We start from the raw sequence: 16,628 nt of genomic DNA, 5'->3' as shown, positions 1-16,628 counted from the left end.
TTTTATGTCACCCAATAGTAGATTAGCCCGGTTAAAATCAAACTGGTCACACGGAAAAACTGGCCGGATAATAATAATTGCAATCCCATTTTGGGAGAAAATATTCCCATATACCTTGGCAGCTGGTGCCTGAGAGCCCTGATGGGAAAGGCAAGGATGTTGCCCATTAAAAGGGCTAAAACCGTTTGTTTCACCGTGAGAACCCCGGCATCCAACAGCGCGCCTGCCGCAGCAAACCCGGAGGTGAATTCTGCGGCAAAACTTAAAATAACAACGGATAAGGATTCCACCGGCATGAATTCAATGCTGATATGGGCGGATAACGCCTGGTTTAAAGCGTTGAAAACCCCGGCCATATGGAAAACAAATACAATGGTGTAAATGGGCAAGACCCAAATTAATATTTTGACGACCCGGCCAGGCAGTTTTTGCCGGATCTTGGCGATGACGGTCCTGGGATCTGCGTGCCGGCCTTGCTTTGCCTGGCCCTCCCCTGGTGAATCTCCTGCGGCAGCGGTCCGGGGGCTTAAATAAAAATGTCCGAACAATAAAAATATCAGTGTTCGAAGCAAGGTGGCCAGAAAGGTCAGCAGAAAATAGAGTCCGCCGGCCCTGCCCGTGAGGGGCAGAACGATAAACATGGTTGTGGGCAGATGAAGGAAAAATGCAGGGAACTGATTCAGATAGTTGGAAAGAAAAAGTTGGATTTTTGATATCTTTTTTTCTTCATAAAAATCAAGGAGCATGGCATTGGCTGAGGCCCCGGATAAAAAGGCGGTTGTAAAGGCGGCGCTGCAATAAATCCCCATGTTGGAAAATTTAAAAAAAGGCCGGGCCAATACCGCCACCTCCCTTGTCCAGCCAAGGATTTCAATGGCCTGCCCTGCCATAAGCCCCAAACAGATAAACAAGATTAACCGGGTCAGGGGAAAGAGAAGTCTTGCAACCAGAATATCTATTTTTATGGCCTCAAAAGAGGCAAGTCCTATGGCCATGATACCGATTGAAACCAAAAAAGAGAGCCCGAGTTTTTTGAACTGAATGGTCTTGGTTTTCATCTTGAGGCCAGAATTAATGTCCAATAATCAGGATCCCGGGTTTCCAGCTCACCTATGTTTTCAATGATCTTTTCGTGGTCCCTTCCGCATTTTGAAACGGCAACACTTTTGGGGTAAAGCCCGGTTTCCCTTAACGACTGGTTTAGATCTTTGATGTTTTTATAGGCCTTGACAATGGCCACATTTTCAACACCCGGAATTTTGCGGATTTGCTCTCCCCCATATGCGCCGGACGTTACGAGCAGGGATTGTTCTCCCTCAACTAAAATCCGGTTTAACCGGGCTGAGGCGGCATGAAACGAGGTGATGCCTGGAATGGTTTCTATATCGGCTTCTGGCATGACCTGGTTCATTTTTTTTAATATATACCCAAAGGTTGAATAGGTGGTTGGATCCCCAAGTGTAAGAAAGACCGCTTTTTGCCCCTGTTTGAGAACGGCTGCAATTTCATTTGCATTGGCTGTCCAGGCGGCTTCAACATTTTGGGAATGTTTGGTCATGGGGAAGCCCAGTTGTTTTGTCGTTGCTGACTTTGAAATATATGGCGAGGCAATTTCAACGGCCAGGCTGTAGGGGTTTTTGCTGGAGGCTGCGGTAAAGATAACATCTGCCTCTTTGATTACCCTGACGGCTTTAACCGTTATCAGTTCAGGGTCTCCGGGGCCGACCCCGACACCGAATAATTTGCCATTAGGTTTCATAAAACACCCTTTTGTTTTGTCATACCAGTAAAAATTTCAGGATAGAGCAGGTTCCCAATGGCCAGAATCCCTTGGTAGAGTCTTGGGACCGGTCGGGAAACAATGCTTTCGTCAATTAAAAAGACCTGGTTTTTTTTTATTGCCTTGATGATGTGAAATCCAGGTTCGTTCATGATATTTTTCTTTTCCACCGGGTTCATAATACCCTTTTGGGCCAGAAATACATCAATTTGGTTTGCTTTGGCCAGGATCTGTTCTTTTCCGTAAATGGCCACGTTGGTGTTTCTGGAGGCCCGTGCATCAGTTGCCACATTGATGCCCCCGGCAGTTTCCAGGGCAAAAATAGGCATGGCTTCCGGGGTAAAGGTCTTCATCCGGGTATGGATGGACTGGAAGTATACCCTTTTTTTAGGAGAGATTTTTTGGGTTCTTTCTTGGATGTTGGAAATATTTTCTTTAAACTTTAAAACCAGTGCCTGGGCAGCCTTGTTTTTTCCCGTAAGCTTTCCCAAGGCCAGCCAATAGTCATACATCTGCTCAACACTAGAAGGTTGAAGTGAAATAACCGTGATTCCATAGGATCGAAGCTGGTGAATGAGTTTTGGGTATCCGTTTTCGATCATGGGGCGGATCAGAATCAGATCCGGTTGGACCGACAGAAACTTTTCAAGATCATCATGGTAGGAAAAGTCTTGTTTTGTCCTTACCTGTTCAGGATAGGTGTCATTGATGGATACCCCGACAAGCTGGGTCTCTGCCCCTAAATAAAAGAGGTTTTCAGTGTGGGCCCCGTACAGGGAAATAATCCGTTTAAAAGGTGTTGAAAAAGTCAAGATCCTGCCTTTTTGGTCAGCCACCTGCTCTACCTGGCCTATGCCTGACAGTCCGAGCACTAGGCAGACCACCAGGGCCATGAGTGCTCGGATGCGCTTATGAGGCTTTAAAATATGCCTGTCTGGCCTGGGAGTAGTCATTGTATTTTACCTTGGTGTCAACGTTGAAAACGGTTTGAATATTATCACGGGTGAAGACCTGATCCGTACTCCCCATGGAGATGATCCGGCCAGCCTTTAAAAATATAAGCCGGTCTGACCAGGCTGCGGCCAGGTTCAGGTCGTGGAGTACGGCTATGATGGTTTTTTTTCTGGACACCACTTCTTTTTTTAAGAGCCTTAGCAGATGGAGGGTGTGGCAGATATCCATATTTGAAAAGGCTTCGTCAAGCAGGAGGATGGGCGTATCCTGGCACAATGCCCTGGCAAAGATGCACCGTTGTTTTTCTCCTCCTGACAATTCAGTCATTTTCCTGTGTTTTAAATGCAGGATTCCGGTGTGGGACATGATTTTATCTGCAAAGTTCAGGTCTTTATTCGTGGGGTGGGAGAATCGGTTCAAGTAAGGGTGTCTGCCCATGAGGACCACCTGGTTCACGGTAAAGGGAAAGTTGACCGCATAATTCTGGGAAACCAGGGCCATGGATTTGGCCTGTTTGTTTTTTGAAAGTTGTGAAATCGGTGTCCGGTCCAGAAGAATGCTTCCCTGGTCAGGTTGTAAAAAGCCTGAAATCAGGTCCAGGAGCGTGGTTTTTCCGCTTCCGTTGGGACCGAGGATGGCGTGAAAACCAGGCTGTGAGAACTCGCAGTTGATATCTTTAAGTATGGGGGTCTGCCCAAACGAGAACCAGGTGTTTTGGATATTAATATTCAAAATACCTATCCCATCCTGCTCTTTTTGAAGATCCAGCAGAACACAGGGCCTCCGGTAAGGGCCGTGAGGATTCCTATGGGTATTTCATGGGGCAGTACGGCCCGGGTAATGGTGTCAGCCCCAAGCAGGAGTATTGCACCGGCAACCAGTGAGAGGGGGAGCAAATGGCGATTGTCCGGGCCTGTGATGAGGCGGATCATATGGGGAACCAAAAGGCCGACAAATCCGATAATTCCGGAAATGGAAACCGAGACGGCGGCTAGCATGGAACCGGTGACCAATAATATCAGGGTGACTTTTTTAAGGTTGACCCCGAGACTTGCGGCAGACCGGTCTCCCAAAGAAATTAAATTCAAATCCCTGGCATAGTAGAGAGCGATTGAAAAGCCCAGAATTAAAAAGGAAAAAACCACCCAGAAGTTTGTCCAGGTTTTGGATGCAAAACTGCCCATGAGCCAGAAGATAATCACGGAAACCTGTTCATTTGCGACAAATTTTAAAAAACTGATCCCGGCAGAGAGAATGGCTGCGACAATAATGCCTGAGAGGATAAGGTTGTTGGAAGAAAGCCCCCCAATCTGCTGCCTGGAAGAATAGGAGAGAAAAATGACAAAAAAGAGGGTGGTGCAGGCGCCCATAAAGGCAAAGAAAGGGATGGAAACATAGGTGGCTGATAAATTTAACAAGATGGCAATACAGGCGCCAAAGGCGGCACCTGCAGAAACGCCAAGGGTATACGGGTCTGCCAGGGGGTTGAGCAAAATACCCTGGAACAACACCCCTGATGTTGACAATGCCGCGCCTACGGCTGCACAGGTAAAAATCCTTGGCAGGCGTACATCAAGGATGACTGCCTGATAGGTCTCGGCCATGGCATGGGTCGGCAGGCGGATGCCGAATATTTTTCCGCAAACAATATAAAAAATATCCCCAAGGGGAATGGATAAAAAGCCCATGGACAGGGAAATGATTATCATCAGCCCCAAGACAAGAACCAATGTCGCTGCCATGGGCTTTGTGCCCGGGGCTCTGCCGATGTCAGTCATGGCTTTTCCCATGGGACAATGCCGCCTGGAGCAATGTATGGTTTTGTTGGGTGTGAAAAACGTTTGTTCATTGGGTTCCTGTTTTTGTCAAAAAAAATAGATCAGAAAACCTGCTCTGACCTGGGAACCGTATTTTTCCGCTTATGGTTGATTCACACCCTTTCAGTGTAAATCTTTGGATCAGGCAGGTTTTCTGGCTTCCGGATCATCTTACGGCCTACCCCTTCCCAATGAAATGAGTTCATCAGTGGTTATGGCAGGATTCATCCCCGGTCACAGCGGCGGGTCCGTCCCTGAATTTCACAGGATTCCCTTTTAACTGCAGATACAGCACCTGATATCGTGTAAAAATATGCTTTTCCTGTAAAAGTGTCAAGTCCCTGGGCGGAGAATGGAGAGGAATGAGGGGTAAAGAGTAAGGATATCAGCAGGTTGGCTATGGTTTGGTGAAGATTCTTAAATTCAGCACGTTCATGCTGTTAAACCCCTTTGGCAAAGAAAAAAGCAGAGACAAAGCCACAGAAAAAAACTCAGTATAGAAAATGGCTGCCATGATGGCGATTTGGTATTTTATGGCCACAATGGGTAAAGAGCCCCCAAGAATTTGTCCTGTCATCATGCCGGGCAGGGAGACAAGTCCAATGGTTGCCATGGAGGCAATGGTGGGGGTGAGTGCAGAAACAATGCTCTGCCTGACCCAGGGCTTTATGGCCTGGAACTGGCTTCCGTACAGGGAAAGGGTGAATAAATATTGTTTTTTCGGGAATGTTCAGAATTCTGTGTCACGGTTTCGGTTCCCGGATCTGCCTCAGCGCCAGCGGAAGTAAAAGTCAGGTCCGAGAATGGGCCTTCAATCAGCCACGTCGGAGGAGTTGACTTTTGCTGGAGTGGAGTTCCTGGAACCATCTTTTCCATCTGTAAATAAATCCCTATCAAATTCCCAGCTCTTTATCCAGCCGGCCTTCAAAGAAAATTGCCAACTGGGAAATTGTCAGTGACCAATTTTGAATCGGCATTGTCCATTTTTTACTGGCGTTCTGGATCCCCATGTAAGCAGCTTTAACAGGCTGTCCTGGTTCGGGAATGATCCCTTTGTTTTGGTCAGTTTTCGAAACTGTCGATGCACAGCCTCAATGGTATTTGTGGTGTATATTATCCGTCGAATCTCTTCTGGATATTTAAAGAAATGACTGAGGCGTTCCCAGTTGTTCCGCCAGGATTTATCACAATCGGGTATTTGTCATTCCATTTATTTTCCAAGATATCCAGTTCTTCTTCGGCCAGATCCTTATTGACCGCTTTATAAACACGTTTTAGATCTGCCATAAATTCCTTTTTATTTTTGGAACCAACGTATTTCAATGAATTTCGGATCTGGTGGACTACGCAGACTTGAACTTCTGTGTCCGGGAATATGGTCTCAATGGCCTCGGGAAAACCTTTTAGACCATCAACACAGGCAATCAGGATATCTTTTACCCCTCGGTTTGAAAGGTCTGTTAACACCTGCAGCCAGAAGTTCGCACCCTCATTCTCGGATATGTACAGCCCAAGAACCTCTTTGCGGCCCTCGATATTCACCCCAAGAATTGTGTAAACGGCTTTGCTGCCGACCTTTCCGTTTTCTCGTACTTTATAATGTATGGCATCAAGCCATACGATTGGGTACACATTTTCCAACGGCCTGGCCTGCCATTCTTTGACGGTATGGATGATTTTATCGGTAATGGTGCTCAGAGTGGCATTTGAAATCTCAAGTCCATAGATTTCCTGTAAATGGGAAGCCATATCATTATAACTCATGCCCAGGCCGTAAAGGGCTATTATCTTTCTTTCAATTTCATCGCTGAGCGTTGTCTGATGTTTTTTGACGATCTGTGGAGAGAAGGTTCCGGCCCTGTCACGCGGGGTTTCCAGCTCAAATTTACCATCCAGGGATTTAATGGTCTTTTTGCTTTTTCCATTACGGCGGTTGGCAGAAACTTCCTGCCCGAGATGGGACGCCAACTCTCCTTCAAGAGCAGCTTCAGCAAGATTTTTGATTAATGATGTAAGGACGCCGCCCTTACCTGTGAAGGGTTTACCTTCCTGGATGCCTTTAAGGGCTTTTTGAAAATCAAATTCGGTGTTTTCTTCGGTCATGTCAGTTCTCCTTATTTAGCTGAGTATATCAGCTTTCATTCAACTGACACAGAATTTTGAACGCCCTCTATAGTTTTGATTGGTTCAAGTATCATCCAAACATAACTTCCTCCAGATATTTGATATCCATAGCAGCATTCAACGGAATGTGTCAATGACAATGAGACACTCTCTGCCTAAAATTAAGCTCCAATAATATCCTTCTCTTTTTGTTCCGGTTTGTTAATCCAGGCTTCTTCTGGTAAAGCCGATGGCCTCGGTATTTTTCCCTTAAATCGTTTTGGGTTTTGAATAAATGCATCCTCCAATGTTCGGCAGCGAGATTCATAAATATCTTTAGCAATACCAGAATGAAATTGTTCTGGGGTTACCAGGCCAATACCAGAATGGTAATGCTCTTTGTTGTAGTATCCAAAAAAATCCTGGCAGAAGGCTCTTGCATCCTGAATAGCACCAAAAGTTTTGGGAAATTGTGGACAATATTTCAATGTTTTAAACTGGGCTTCAGAGTATGGGTTATCATTGCTGACATGTGGTCGACTGTGGGTTTTGGTTACCCCTAAATCGACAAGAAGCTGGGCAACCCCTTTGGATTTCATACTGGCTCCCCGATCTGCATGTCGCCCAAGCTGACCGGGTAATATCTTCTGGTTTTCACAGGACTTTTCAATTAGCTTTTTGGCCAATGCTGTTTGTTCGGTTCTGTTGCAAAAAATATTTCCAGGACAAAGAGATCGTTCAGGCGTAAAATTTACGCAGCATAAGAAAACAGATTTTCGACGAATTCTTTCTGCTTTAAAATTTCTCCCTTCCTAATATTTTTAACTTGTCCTTTTCTGATCATGTTCATAATTTCATAGCCTTTTAGCGTCCGCCAGGCAGAATGAAATGTCTTGAACCCCATACCAGCTCTGACAAGCTTTTTGATAAACCGGTGGTCTTGCTCAATAATATTGTTCAGATATTTATTCTGTCTTAGGATACAGTCCTTATTCAGAAGCTTTTTTTCTTTCAAAGCCTTTACTGCCGGAGGATATGCAGGATTTCCGTCAACACTCAGAACCCGAGGTCTGGAGCTATTGGAAGCTCGCAGCATCTTTTTAAAAAATCGTTTGGCAGATTCCATATTACGTCTGCTGCGAAGAAGAAAATCGATGGTATTTCCACGGGAATCGACCGCTCGGTAAAGATACTTCATTTTCCCCCGCACCTTGATATATGTTTCATCAATACGGTAAGAATCATTTGATTGCCGCAGATACTTCCTGCTTCGCTTTTCCATTTCAGGAGCATAGCGCTGAACCCATCGGTAAATGGTACTGTGATCCACAGACAAGCCCCGTTCTTGCATCATCTCTTCCAGATTCCTGTAACTCAGTTGATATCTCAGATACCAGCGAACATTCAACAGGATGATTTCTTTTTCATAATGACGCCACTTGAAAGGGTTTTCATTTTTCATACTATCTCTCTGCAAACAAATTAGTGCCAAAACGGACTTGTATCAGACATTAATAATTTTTTGCAACAGAACCTTAAATCATGCCTGTCAGTTGCCACATAGTATTTGACGCCAGCAATTTTATAGCCAACAACCCGAACAGGCCTTTTCGTCTGGTTTTGATTCGGAGTACCAAGTTTAACCAGTGCATCATAAAAAATGTAGCTGTCGGAAGGGGTCTCGTGGTTATCAATAATTGTTCTTGTTGTCCTGGTTTTTATACGGCAGACAAAATGTTTGCCTTGCTCCTGAAGCAGGTCAAATTCTTTATGGGATTGATATCCACGATCCATAACACCTGTTTGCCCCTTGGAAAGTATTTTGGGAACAAAAGTGCGTTCAGCGCCGTTGCCTTCAGTCAAAAAGATTTTGTTTGGGATTCCGTGATTAATGTCAAATCCGCAATGTACTTTGGCTTTTTTACTTCCTTTTCTGTAGTTCGCCCAGTGCATTGAAAGGACTGCATTTATGAGACTACCGTCAATGGAAACCAACTCTCCTAACTCGGCGTGTTCACCCGGATGACACTCAAGAGCCTGTTTATAAAGATCCTCAAAGATAAATTGCAGTTGTTCGAGTCCCCTGTGATTGATGGCTTCACAGAAACTACTACGGCTGATACCACCGTCTGGCGCAATATTTTCTTTAGCAAAAACATTCTCCTTGAGATCCTGAATTAAATGTCGGGCAGACTTGTGCTCCTGAAGATGGAAATAAACCAAAGCATTTATCTGGTCTTCGAATGTCATTTTTAAAGGGCGGTCTCCTCGAGATTGTAATTCCGGTGCTTTTGAAAGTGACTTTATCAGAGGGCACCTGAAATTGTCAAAGTTCAGGGACCGTAGTTGTTTTTTAGGGACTGAGATGTGCGTCATTTGAGCTCCTTGAGTTAAATTTTCAAGGCGCACAAAAATTTTCACGCACATTTGTCAACACAAAACAGACTGTTTTTTCAATGATTTTAGATGCTTTTTATATGCAACAACCTAACCGGACACTACTGAACTAAATTACATAAATAAATTTTCATGTCAATTGATATAACGATATTTAAATAAATAATAGTTTATAAGAAATCATCCCATGATCTATTTGACAAACCAGGCGTTTTAGGGCTAAATCTGTCCTGAATGAATAAAAAAAGCAGACAAATATAATTTTGATGAGGTAGGCTGATGAAAAGAAAGCCGGAAAGGCGTAACCCTAAAAATCGCCGGGATTCAAGTGACCAGAGGTCAGAAAAATTTGTTGAGTATTTTATCCCGCCGGAAAAGGAAAAACGCAGCGGAGAAGACCGGCGAAAACCAAGTCCGGATGACAAGTGAAAAACGGTTGATTCTGTTTGTCACCTAATTTTCCCGCTTGAAGTTTTAAACCTTACCCCAGGGTTACACAAAAGGAGAGGCGCCATCTCCAGGGCTACCGGGGTTCAGCCCCATTGGGGGGCTTCTGCGCCCCCCAGACTCAGGTTGCCCTGTGAACCGCGTACCGTTCAAAACGCCGCATTCTTGATAAAGGAGCCAGGATGAATCCCTTTGACCTGATCAAAAACTTTCCCATCCGGCACAAGCTGCTCTTCATTTATTCATCCTGCTTTATCGTCATCATGAGCCTGTCCAGCCTGATCATCTATTCCATTGTCAAGCAGACTGTGGAGGCCAATATTGAAAGCGAATTAAAAAACTCCACCTCGGCCATTCACAATTCAGTAAAAACAGCGGTGTCCGTCTCGATAAAAAACAGATTAAGAGGGGTGGCGGAAAAAAATTATGAAATTATCCAGCGGCTTTACCAGCTGTCGCAAAAAGGCAAAATCTCTAGCCAGAAAGCCAGGGAAAGGGCTGTCGATATCATTTTATGTCAGACCATCGGCTCCAGCGGGTATATCTGCATCCTGGACGGCCACGGCCGGGTGATCAAGCACCCGAAAAAATCATTGGAAGGTCTGGACATCTCAGACCGCAGGTTTGTCCAGGAAATGATTGCCATGAAAAACGGGTATATTGAGTATGAATGGCAGAACCCGGGAGACGAGGCCCCCCGGCCCAAGGCATTATACCTAAACTATTTTGCACCCTGGGACTGGATGATCACGGTGTCCTCCTATAGAAAAGAGTTTCTCAAGCTGGTGGAAATTAATGATTTTAAAACCGATATTTTAAGCCTGAAATTTGGGCAAACCGGGTACTCCTATGTTATGGATACCATGGGAAACGTGATTATCCACCCGGAACTCACCGGGATCAATGTATTCCATGACAATCGGTTTTCAGACCAATTTTTCAAGGACATGCTTGAAAAAAAAAACGGAAAGCTGGTCTATTCCTGGAAAAATCCCGGGGAAAAACGGTTCAGGGAAAAACTAGTTTTTTTCAATTATATTCCTGAATATGAATGGATCGTTGCCTCTTCCTCCTATTTGGATGAAATCCGGTCTCCTTTGTTTGCCATCAAGCAGATCATCATCCTGGTGGGCATGGCTGCCCTGGTGATTTTCATACCCATTACGGTTTTTTTAAGCGATACCATTACAAAGCCTTTGAAATCCCTGATGACCCGGTTCAAACAGGATATTGGGAGCGGGTTTGCCAACAGGGCCATTGAAATGGAATCCAGTGACGAGGTGGGGGAACTGACCTTTTATTACAACTCGTTTATGGATCGCTTGACCGCCTATGACAAGGAACTTTTAGCAGAAATCAACGAGAGACGCCTGGCCCAGGAAGCCCTGACCGAAAGCGAGGAAAAATACCGTTCTGTCATGGAATCCGTGCCTGATCCAATTGTGGTCTATGATATGAGCGGCATGGTCACCTATATGAATCCCGCCTTTACCAAGGTGTTCGGATTCACCCTTGAAGACAGCATGGGACACAAAATGGACCATTTTGTGCCCAAGGCCCATTGGAAAGAAACCATGGAAGCGATCAGCTCCATCCTCAACGGAGAAATTATCCCCAGGCTTGAAACCAAGCGAAAGGCCAAGGACGGACGCCTTGTGGATGTCACCACCCGGGGATCGGTGTACAGAGACCGCAATGGCAACCCCTTGGGCTCGGTCATCATCCACCGGGATGTCTCTGAAGTCAAACACCTTGAAAAGGCCATCATGGAAACCGGGGAAAAGGAACGCCAGGCCATCGGCAACGATCTTCATGATGATCTTTGCCCCCATCTCATCGGCATTGAAGGCCTGGTAAAAGTATTAAAACAAAAGGCAGACCATACCGCCCCTGATGCAGAACAACTCTCAGACCGGATTTCAGAATTGATCAAAGAGGCCATATCCAAAACCCGGCGCCTGGCCCGAGGGCTTTGCCCTGTATATTTTAATCTCGGCCTTGAAGCCGCCCTTGAGGACCTGGTGACCAATACCCGGGTGATCCATGATGTGGACTGCCGTCTTCAAAAGGAAAAAGGGCTTAAGGTCCAAAATCACATGGTCACCCTCAACCTCTACCATATTGCAGGGGAAGCCGTACGCAACGCCATCCGCCACGGCAGGGCCGATAAAATCATTATCTCAATGGCGCTCAAGGACAACCAGTTTGAATTCGGCATCCAGGACAACGGCAACGGCATCGATCCGGATCCGGAGTCCAAGGGCATGGGATTAAGGATAATGAACTACAGGGCAAAAATTGTGGGCGCCTCCCTGGTGATCTCCCGGGACAGGGGAAAAGGGACTCTGGTAAAGCTGACCATGCCTGCTGCAGCCTTGAACGAGCCAGGCAGTTGAAAGCGCTGGCATTCTGAAACAGATGGTGGTACGGTGAATAAATTTTTAATATTGATGGAATATGCCGGATAAAAACAAAATACTGCTGGTTGAGGACCATCCCATATTCAGGTTGGGACTTGCCGAACTCATAAACCAGGAACACGACCTTGCCGCCTTTGGAAAAGCCAAGGATGTGGACCAGGCGATTCTGGAAATCGAAGAGATGGACCCTGATCTCATCATTGCCGATATTTCCCTGAAGCAGTCAGACGGGATTGACCTGGTTAAATATGTCAAACAGCACCACAAGCATATCCCGGTGCTGGTGCTCTCCATGCACGATGAATATCTTTATGCCCAGCGGGCCCTGTCTGCCGGTGCCCTGGGGTATATCATGAAACAAGAGGCCATGGAGTCCGTGGTCACGGCCATTCACCATGTGCTTGACGGCAAAATTTATCTGAATGAAAAAGTAAAAGAGCATATCCTCCTGTCCATGTCCGACACCCCCAAAGCCCGGGAAAAAACCCCGGTTGACCGGCTTACGGACAGAGAACTCCAGGTGTTTAAACTCATCGGAAGAGGGTTTTCCTCCCGGGAAATTGCCGAGCGCCTCTTTCTAAGTATTAAAACCATCGGCACCTACAGAGAACGAATCAAGGAAAAACTCAACCTCAAGCATGCCAATGAACTTGTCCGCTGTGCCGTTCACTTTGAAAAGACAGGCCAGATCAGTACCCAGCCGGGTTAAACACCGCCTGTAGGTTGTCGACCTACATCTTCCTATGTGCCGGCCCTATCTTGCCCCACAAAAACACCTACATTTAAAATCGGGTTTGAGCCGATTGTCTCCCCCCCTGTCCTTTACTACACCAATAGTCCGTTGTTGTGCGTATTATCGTATCAACAAAAGGCGGTTAATTTTTCTATTTACACTATTTTTCCGTCTGGGATGCTCAATGGGGCAGGGAACACCTGACCTGGTTAAAGGCTGAAAACCGGTCTGACGCCGTTAGCAGCACAAAAAGTGTGACAGCGTCTGCTTCAGGCCATAATGATATCCATCTTTTAAATAGGGAGTTATCGCCATGAAAGAAAAGCTCTACAAAAAGGAGATTACGCTAACCATAGTCTTCTCTGCCCTCTGTGACAATATAAGTGAGACACTTACCCCTTGATAAATTAGTGTAGGGCGGGTAAGGCAATACTTATATGAAACCGATAAAAATGAACCCACTACCAGAGTCCGAAAAACAGGCAGCCCCCAAGGAGGCACCAATGGAAGGAGCCCATAGGGCGACTGGAATTGGTGCCTCCTTGGGGGGACAGGATTCAATCCCTGATCCTGAAGTTCCTGAGAAAAAGCCCCGGCGTAATTTCACTGCTTCTTATAAACTGCGTATTCTCCAAGAGGTTGAAAACTGCAATGAATCCGGAGGAATAGGTAGGATACTTCGAAGAGAGGGCCTCTATTCTTCAAATTTAGCCGATTGGCGCAAAGCCCGGAATAAAGGACTTCTCAACGCCATGGCACCTCGAAAGCGAGGGAGGAAATCCAAAGAGAAGAACCCATTGGCAACAGAGGTCGCCAGACTTCAAAAAGAAAAATCTAAATTAGAGCATAAGTTAAAACAGGCGGAACTCATCATTGAAGCCCAAAAAAAAATTTCTCAGATCCTGGGAATCCAACAAAATCTGGACGACCTCAAAGGAGACGACTGATGAATGCCGCCCTAACGTTAAGTTACGATATTGGGAAAAAGCCTTCATGTGAGGCTTTCGGTGTCCCTCGTTCATCTTTTTATAGGTTTTATTCTCCGAAAAAACATGTAAAATCAAAGCGGGGCAGTTCTCCTCTTTCTTTGAACCCTGATGAACAACAAACGGTTTTGGATATTCTTCACTCGGACACGTATCGAGACCAGGCCCCATACCAGGTCTATGCTTCTCTTCTTGATAAAGGAGAATACTATTGTTCCATCAGAACGATGTATCGGCTTCTTCACAAAGAACATGGTTCTGTGCCGGAACGAAGACGGCAGGTAAATCGCCCGAAATATAAAAAAACTGAATTGCTGGCAACAGGACCGAATCAGGTCTGGTCCTGGGATATTACCAAGTTGAAAAGTGTCACAAAATGGACTTATTTCTATCTGTATGTAATCATGGATATTTTCAGCAGGTATGTTGTCGGCTGGATGGTCGCCCATAGGGAACAAACAGCATTGGCCAAAAGGCTTATTGAGAAGTCCTGTGAAAACCAAAATATATTACCCGGTCAGCTTGGACTTCATGCAAATCGGGGAGCCAGTATGAAATCCAAAGGGGTTGCCCAACTTCTTGTCGATTTAGGGGTAACCAAAACCCACAGCAGACCGCACGTCAGCAATGATAATCCTTACTCTGAAGCTCAGTTTAAAACATTGAAATATTGTCCAAAATTTCCAAATCATTTTGGTTCGATCGAGGATACAAGAGCCTTCTGCCAGGATTTCTTTGGATACTACAATAAAGAGCATTACCATTCTGGTATTGGCCTGGTAACCCCGGAACAGTTTCATTATGGCATTGCTAAAGAGATTTATGGGTCTCGCTGTAGAACTTTGAAAGAGGCGTTTATTAAAAACCCAATACGCTTTAAGGGGAAAATCCCTCGGCCACCAGCTTTACCAGAAGCAGCCTGGATCAACAAACCGGAACAGGAAGAGAAGGATAAGATTGGAGCCTAATTTTAGGCATAAAGTGTCTCATTGTCATTGACACATTCCGTGCAGTGCCCGGGATAGGCCCGGGCACTGCAATCTTTTGATACCATATGGGCAGCAAAGGAAAACAAATGAACTACCTGACTTCCATGGGAAACCTTTTAAGTTTTACCCCTTTTTCAGGGGAGACACCAAAAGAGATCAAGGCCCTTCAATACTATTGTATTATCAATGTATTGATTCTCGGGCTTGTTTACGGATGCTCTGCTGCCTTATTCGCTAAAATGACCCTTGTGGACAAAGGGTTTGATGCCACGTCCGTAAATACGGCCAAAATCATCATTGCAGGGATCCCTGTGGCTTTTTTCATGCATGCGGGTGCGGCGCTTTTTATCTGGGTCTTTCTCAAGGCCATGGGGGGAAAGGCCAATTTTATGATCTCCTACTTTTACATTGGCGCTGCTGCCATTGCCCTCTGGCCTCTGGCCCCTTTTGTGGCCGTCCTCCAGATCGGCGCATTCTCTGTACTGCTTATTGTGCTGACCTTCCTGCTCGCTCTCTATGCATTTGCCGTCAACGTCCAAGTGATTAAAAAGGCATTCCAGCTCTCTGCCCTGCGCATGGCCATCGCCACCTCAGTGACGGTGATGTATATCTCCTGCTTTTTGTACCTGTGGATGTGATACTGAACTTATTTTTTGCGCCGTTTCCGTCTTGATTTTTTTTTATGCCTTTTTTCCCAATCCTCATTGGCCTGGATCATATCCTGAATATTTTCCGGGCCGTCAAGCACATCCACGGTAAGGGCGTATTCCTCTTTTCCCATCTGAACCCTGTCAATTTCTTTATGGATAAACCCTTCAATATCTGCCAGCAGCTCTTTTTCCCCGGTACTGCAAAAAGAGAGGGCAGATCCCTTTGACCGGCCTCTGCCGGTTCTGCCCACCCGGTGCACATAGGTCTCTTTTTGATCGGGCAGATCATAGTTGATCACATAGTCCACATTGGGGATATCAATTCCCCGGGCAGAGACATCCGTGGCAATGAGAATCTTTTGGGCATCGGACTTAAAAGCCTCCATGGCCTCCAGGCGCTGGGCCTGGTCTTTTTGCCCGTGAATGGTGATGGCATCGATATTGCCCCGGGCCAAGGCCTTGGCAACTCTTTCAGCTCGGACCATGGTTCTGACAAACACCATGATTTTGTCCTGGGGATGATCCCGGACAAACCTGCGCAGGAAGAAACGCTTATCATCCATCTCCACAAAGGCCACAAAATGGGATACATTTTTGGATACAGGATCATCAGGGGAAATCTGAATCCTGATGGCAGAGGATTTAACCTGGGAAAAGGCCAGTTTTTTGATTTCCTTATTAATGGTGGCAGAAAAGAACAGGGTCTGGTGACGCTGTTTTAAATGCCGTTTAATGGACTCGATATCCTGAATAAATCCCCTGTCCAGCATCTGGTCGGCTTCATCCAGGACCAGAATTCTTACCCGGCTGACATCAATGGCCCCCTGGCTGATCAAATCAAACATTCTTCCGGGCGTGGCAATGAGAATATCAACCCCCCAGGTCAGTTCATTGATCTGACTGTCCTGTTCAACCCCGCCGAAAACCGCACAGGGCTTTACCTTGGTCTGTCTGCACAGAGAAACAAATACCCCGTGGATCTGTACGGCCAGCTCCCGGGTGGGCACCATGACAATGCAGTGGATGCCAAATGTTTTTTTGGATGATTTGGCCTGGTGAATATTGTCAATGATAGGAACGGCAAAAGCGGCGGTCTTGCCTGTCCCGGTCTGGGCAATGGCCAGGACATCCTCTCCTTTTAAAATGGAAGGAATGGCCTTGTACTGAATGTCCGTGGGCCGTATCAGGCCCTGTTTACCCAGATTTTTCTTTAAGACCGAACTGATGGGATAGGTGTCAAATTTCATAAATTTCTTTCGTATTACAGGTTTGGGGATAGGATACAGGCCTAAGAAAGAAAAAGCAAGACAGGGGCATCTGCCCTTTGCCCTCAAAAGGAAAGGGGCGCCGGC

General features: G+C 45.9%; 13 protein-coding genes, 2 pseudogenes and 1 riboswitch. Of the genes and pseudogenes, 4 read left to right on the top strand and 11 right to left on the bottom strand.

Translation table 11 applies throughout. The features are described 5' to 3' along the window. Positions 1-2: 2 nt before the first annotated feature. The 10 genes and pseudogenes from HUN05_02975 to HUN05_02930 form a co-directional block, all read right to left on the bottom strand. Positions 3-1,058 carry a nucleoside recognition protein gene (locus HUN05_02975; protein ID WDP84248.1) on the bottom strand — a complete coding sequence of 352 codons (1,056 nt, stop codon included), beginning with the start codon at positions 1,056-1,058 and terminating at the stop codon, positions 3-5. After that, positions 1,055-1,759 carry a precorrin-2 C(20)-methyltransferase gene (gene cobI, locus HUN05_02970; GenBank protein ID WDP84247.1) on the bottom strand — a complete coding sequence of 235 codons (705 nt, stop codon included), beginning with the start codon at positions 1,757-1,759 and terminating at the stop codon, positions 1,055-1,057. Before cobI ends, HUN05_02975 begins: the two co-directional genes overlap by 4 nt. Next, positions 1,756-2,733: an ABC transporter substrate-binding protein gene (locus HUN05_02965; GenBank protein WDP84246.1), complete on the bottom strand. Its 978-nt coding sequence runs from the start codon at positions 2,731-2,733 to the stop codon at positions 1,756-1,758. Before HUN05_02965 ends, cobI begins: the two co-directional genes overlap by 4 nt. After that, the gene (locus tag HUN05_02960) at positions 2,690-3,466 is read right to left on the bottom strand and encodes an ABC transporter ATP-binding protein (protein ID WDP84245.1); all 777 of its coding nucleotides are present in this window, start codon (positions 3,464-3,466) and stop codon (positions 2,690-2,692) included. Before HUN05_02960 ends, HUN05_02965 begins: the two co-directional genes overlap by 44 nt. Positions 3,467-3,471: 5 nt before the next feature. Next, positions 3,472-4,476, bottom strand: coding sequence for an iron ABC transporter permease (locus HUN05_02955; protein WDP87897.1), 1,005 nt, complete (start codon positions 4,474-4,476; stop codon positions 3,472-3,474). Positions 4,477-4,677: 201 nt separating this feature from the next. After that, positions 4,678-4,865: riboswitch (cobalamin riboswitch) on the bottom strand. 83 nt (positions 4,866-4,948) lie between these two features. Next, the gene (locus tag HUN05_02950) at positions 4,949-5,245 is read right to left on the bottom strand and encodes an ABC transporter permease (GenBank protein ID WDP87896.1); all 297 of its coding nucleotides are present in this window, start codon (positions 5,243-5,245) and stop codon (positions 4,949-4,951) included. 199 nt (positions 5,246-5,444) lie between these two features. Then, a pseudogene (locus HUN05_02945) lies at positions 5,445-6,654 on the bottom strand (IS256 family transposase). Between the two features lie 182 nt (positions 6,655-6,836). Then, positions 6,837-7,253: a transposase gene (locus HUN05_02940; GenBank protein ID WDP84244.1), complete on the bottom strand. Its 417-nt coding sequence runs from the start codon at positions 7,251-7,253 to the stop codon at positions 6,837-6,839. A 152-nt stretch (positions 7,254-7,405) separates the two neighbouring features. After that, on the bottom strand, positions 7,406-8,116 hold the full coding sequence (locus HUN05_02935) for an IS6 family transposase (protein WDP84243.1): 711 nt from the start codon (positions 8,114-8,116) through the stop codon (positions 7,406-7,408). 74 nt (positions 8,117-8,190) lie between these two features. Then, positions 8,191-9,030, bottom strand: a pseudogene (locus HUN05_02930) (IS4 family transposase). 650 nt (positions 9,031-9,680) lie between these two features. Here HUN05_02930 and HUN05_02925 point away from each other — a divergent pair. The 4 genes from HUN05_02925 to HUN05_02910 all read left to right on the top strand — a co-directional run bounded on the left by HUN05_02925 (position 9,681) and on the right by HUN05_02910 (position 15,264). After that, entirely contained in the window at positions 9,681-11,894 is a 2,214-nt protein-coding gene (locus HUN05_02925; GenBank protein WDP84242.1) for a cache domain-containing protein, read from the top strand. Between the two features lie 61 nt (positions 11,895-11,955). Further along, complete coding sequence (locus HUN05_02920) at positions 11,956-12,627, top strand: response regulator transcription factor (GenBank protein WDP84241.1); 672 nt, start codon at positions 11,956-11,958, stop codon at positions 12,625-12,627. 527 nt (positions 12,628-13,154) lie between these two features. Next, a protein-coding gene (locus HUN05_02915; GenBank protein WDP87895.1) for an IS3 family transposase occupies positions 13,155-14,605 on the top strand; the annotation gives its coding sequence in 2 pieces (ribosomal slippage) (positions 13,155-13,542 and positions 13,542-14,605; 1,452 coding nt in all). Between the two features lie 107 nt (positions 14,606-14,712). Continuing rightward, complete coding sequence (locus HUN05_02910) at positions 14,713-15,264, top strand: hypothetical protein (GenBank protein ID WDP84240.1); 552 nt, start codon at positions 14,713-14,715, stop codon at positions 15,262-15,264. A gap of 8 nt (positions 15,265-15,272) precedes the next feature. Here the strand turns inward: HUN05_02910 and HUN05_02905 are convergent, their stop codons facing one another. Further along, a complete protein-coding gene (locus HUN05_02905; protein WDP84239.1) occupies positions 15,273-16,523 on the bottom strand; it encodes a DEAD/DEAH box helicase in 1,251 nt (416 codons plus the stop codon). Positions 16,524-16,628 lie beyond the last annotated feature (105 nt).

This window comes from Desulfobacter sp. (assembly GCA_028768545.1).
In the GTDB taxonomy this organism is placed as follows: Bacteria; Desulfobacterota; Desulfobacteria; order Desulfobacterales; family Desulfobacteraceae; genus Desulfobacter.
Note: the sequence above shows the minus strand (reverse complement) of the source record. Positions and strands in the feature narration are given on the sequence as shown.

Excerpts from the sequence above, each read along its gene's own strand:
- HUN05_02975 (WDP84248.1), bottom strand. The coding sequence starts at position 1,058 with ATGAAAACCAAGACCATTCAGTTCAAAAAACTCGGGCTCTCTTTTTTG.
- cobI (WDP84247.1), bottom strand. The coding sequence starts at position 1,759 with ATGAAACCTAATGGCAAATTATTCGGTGTCGGGGTCGGCCCCGGAGAC.
- HUN05_02965 (WDP84246.1), bottom strand. The coding sequence starts at position 2,733 with ATGACTACTCCCAGGCCAGACAGGCATATTTTAAAGCCTCATAAGCGC.
- HUN05_02955 (WDP87897.1), bottom strand. The coding sequence starts at position 4,476 with ATGGCAGCGACATTGGTTCTTGTCTTGGGGCTGATGATAATCATTTCC.
- HUN05_02940 (WDP84244.1), bottom strand. The coding sequence starts at position 7,253 with ATGAAATCCAAAGGGGTTGCCCAGCTTCTTGTCGATTTAGGGGTAACC.
- HUN05_02935 (WDP84243.1), bottom strand. The coding sequence starts at position 8,116 with ATGAAAAATGAAAACCCTTTCAAGTGGCGTCATTATGAAAAAGAAATC.
- HUN05_02925 (WDP84242.1), top strand. The coding sequence starts at position 9,681 with ATGAATCCCTTTGACCTGATCAAAAACTTTCCCATCCGGCACAAGCTG.
- HUN05_02920 (WDP84241.1), top strand. The coding sequence starts at position 11,956 with ATGCCGGATAAAAACAAAATACTGCTGGTTGAGGACCATCCCATATTC.
- HUN05_02910 (WDP84240.1), top strand. The coding sequence starts at position 14,713 with ATGAACTACCTGACTTCCATGGGAAACCTTTTAAGTTTTACCCCTTTT.
- HUN05_02905 (WDP84239.1), bottom strand. The coding sequence starts at position 16,523 with ATGAAATTTGACACCTATCCCATCAGTTCGGTCTTAAAGAAAAATCTG.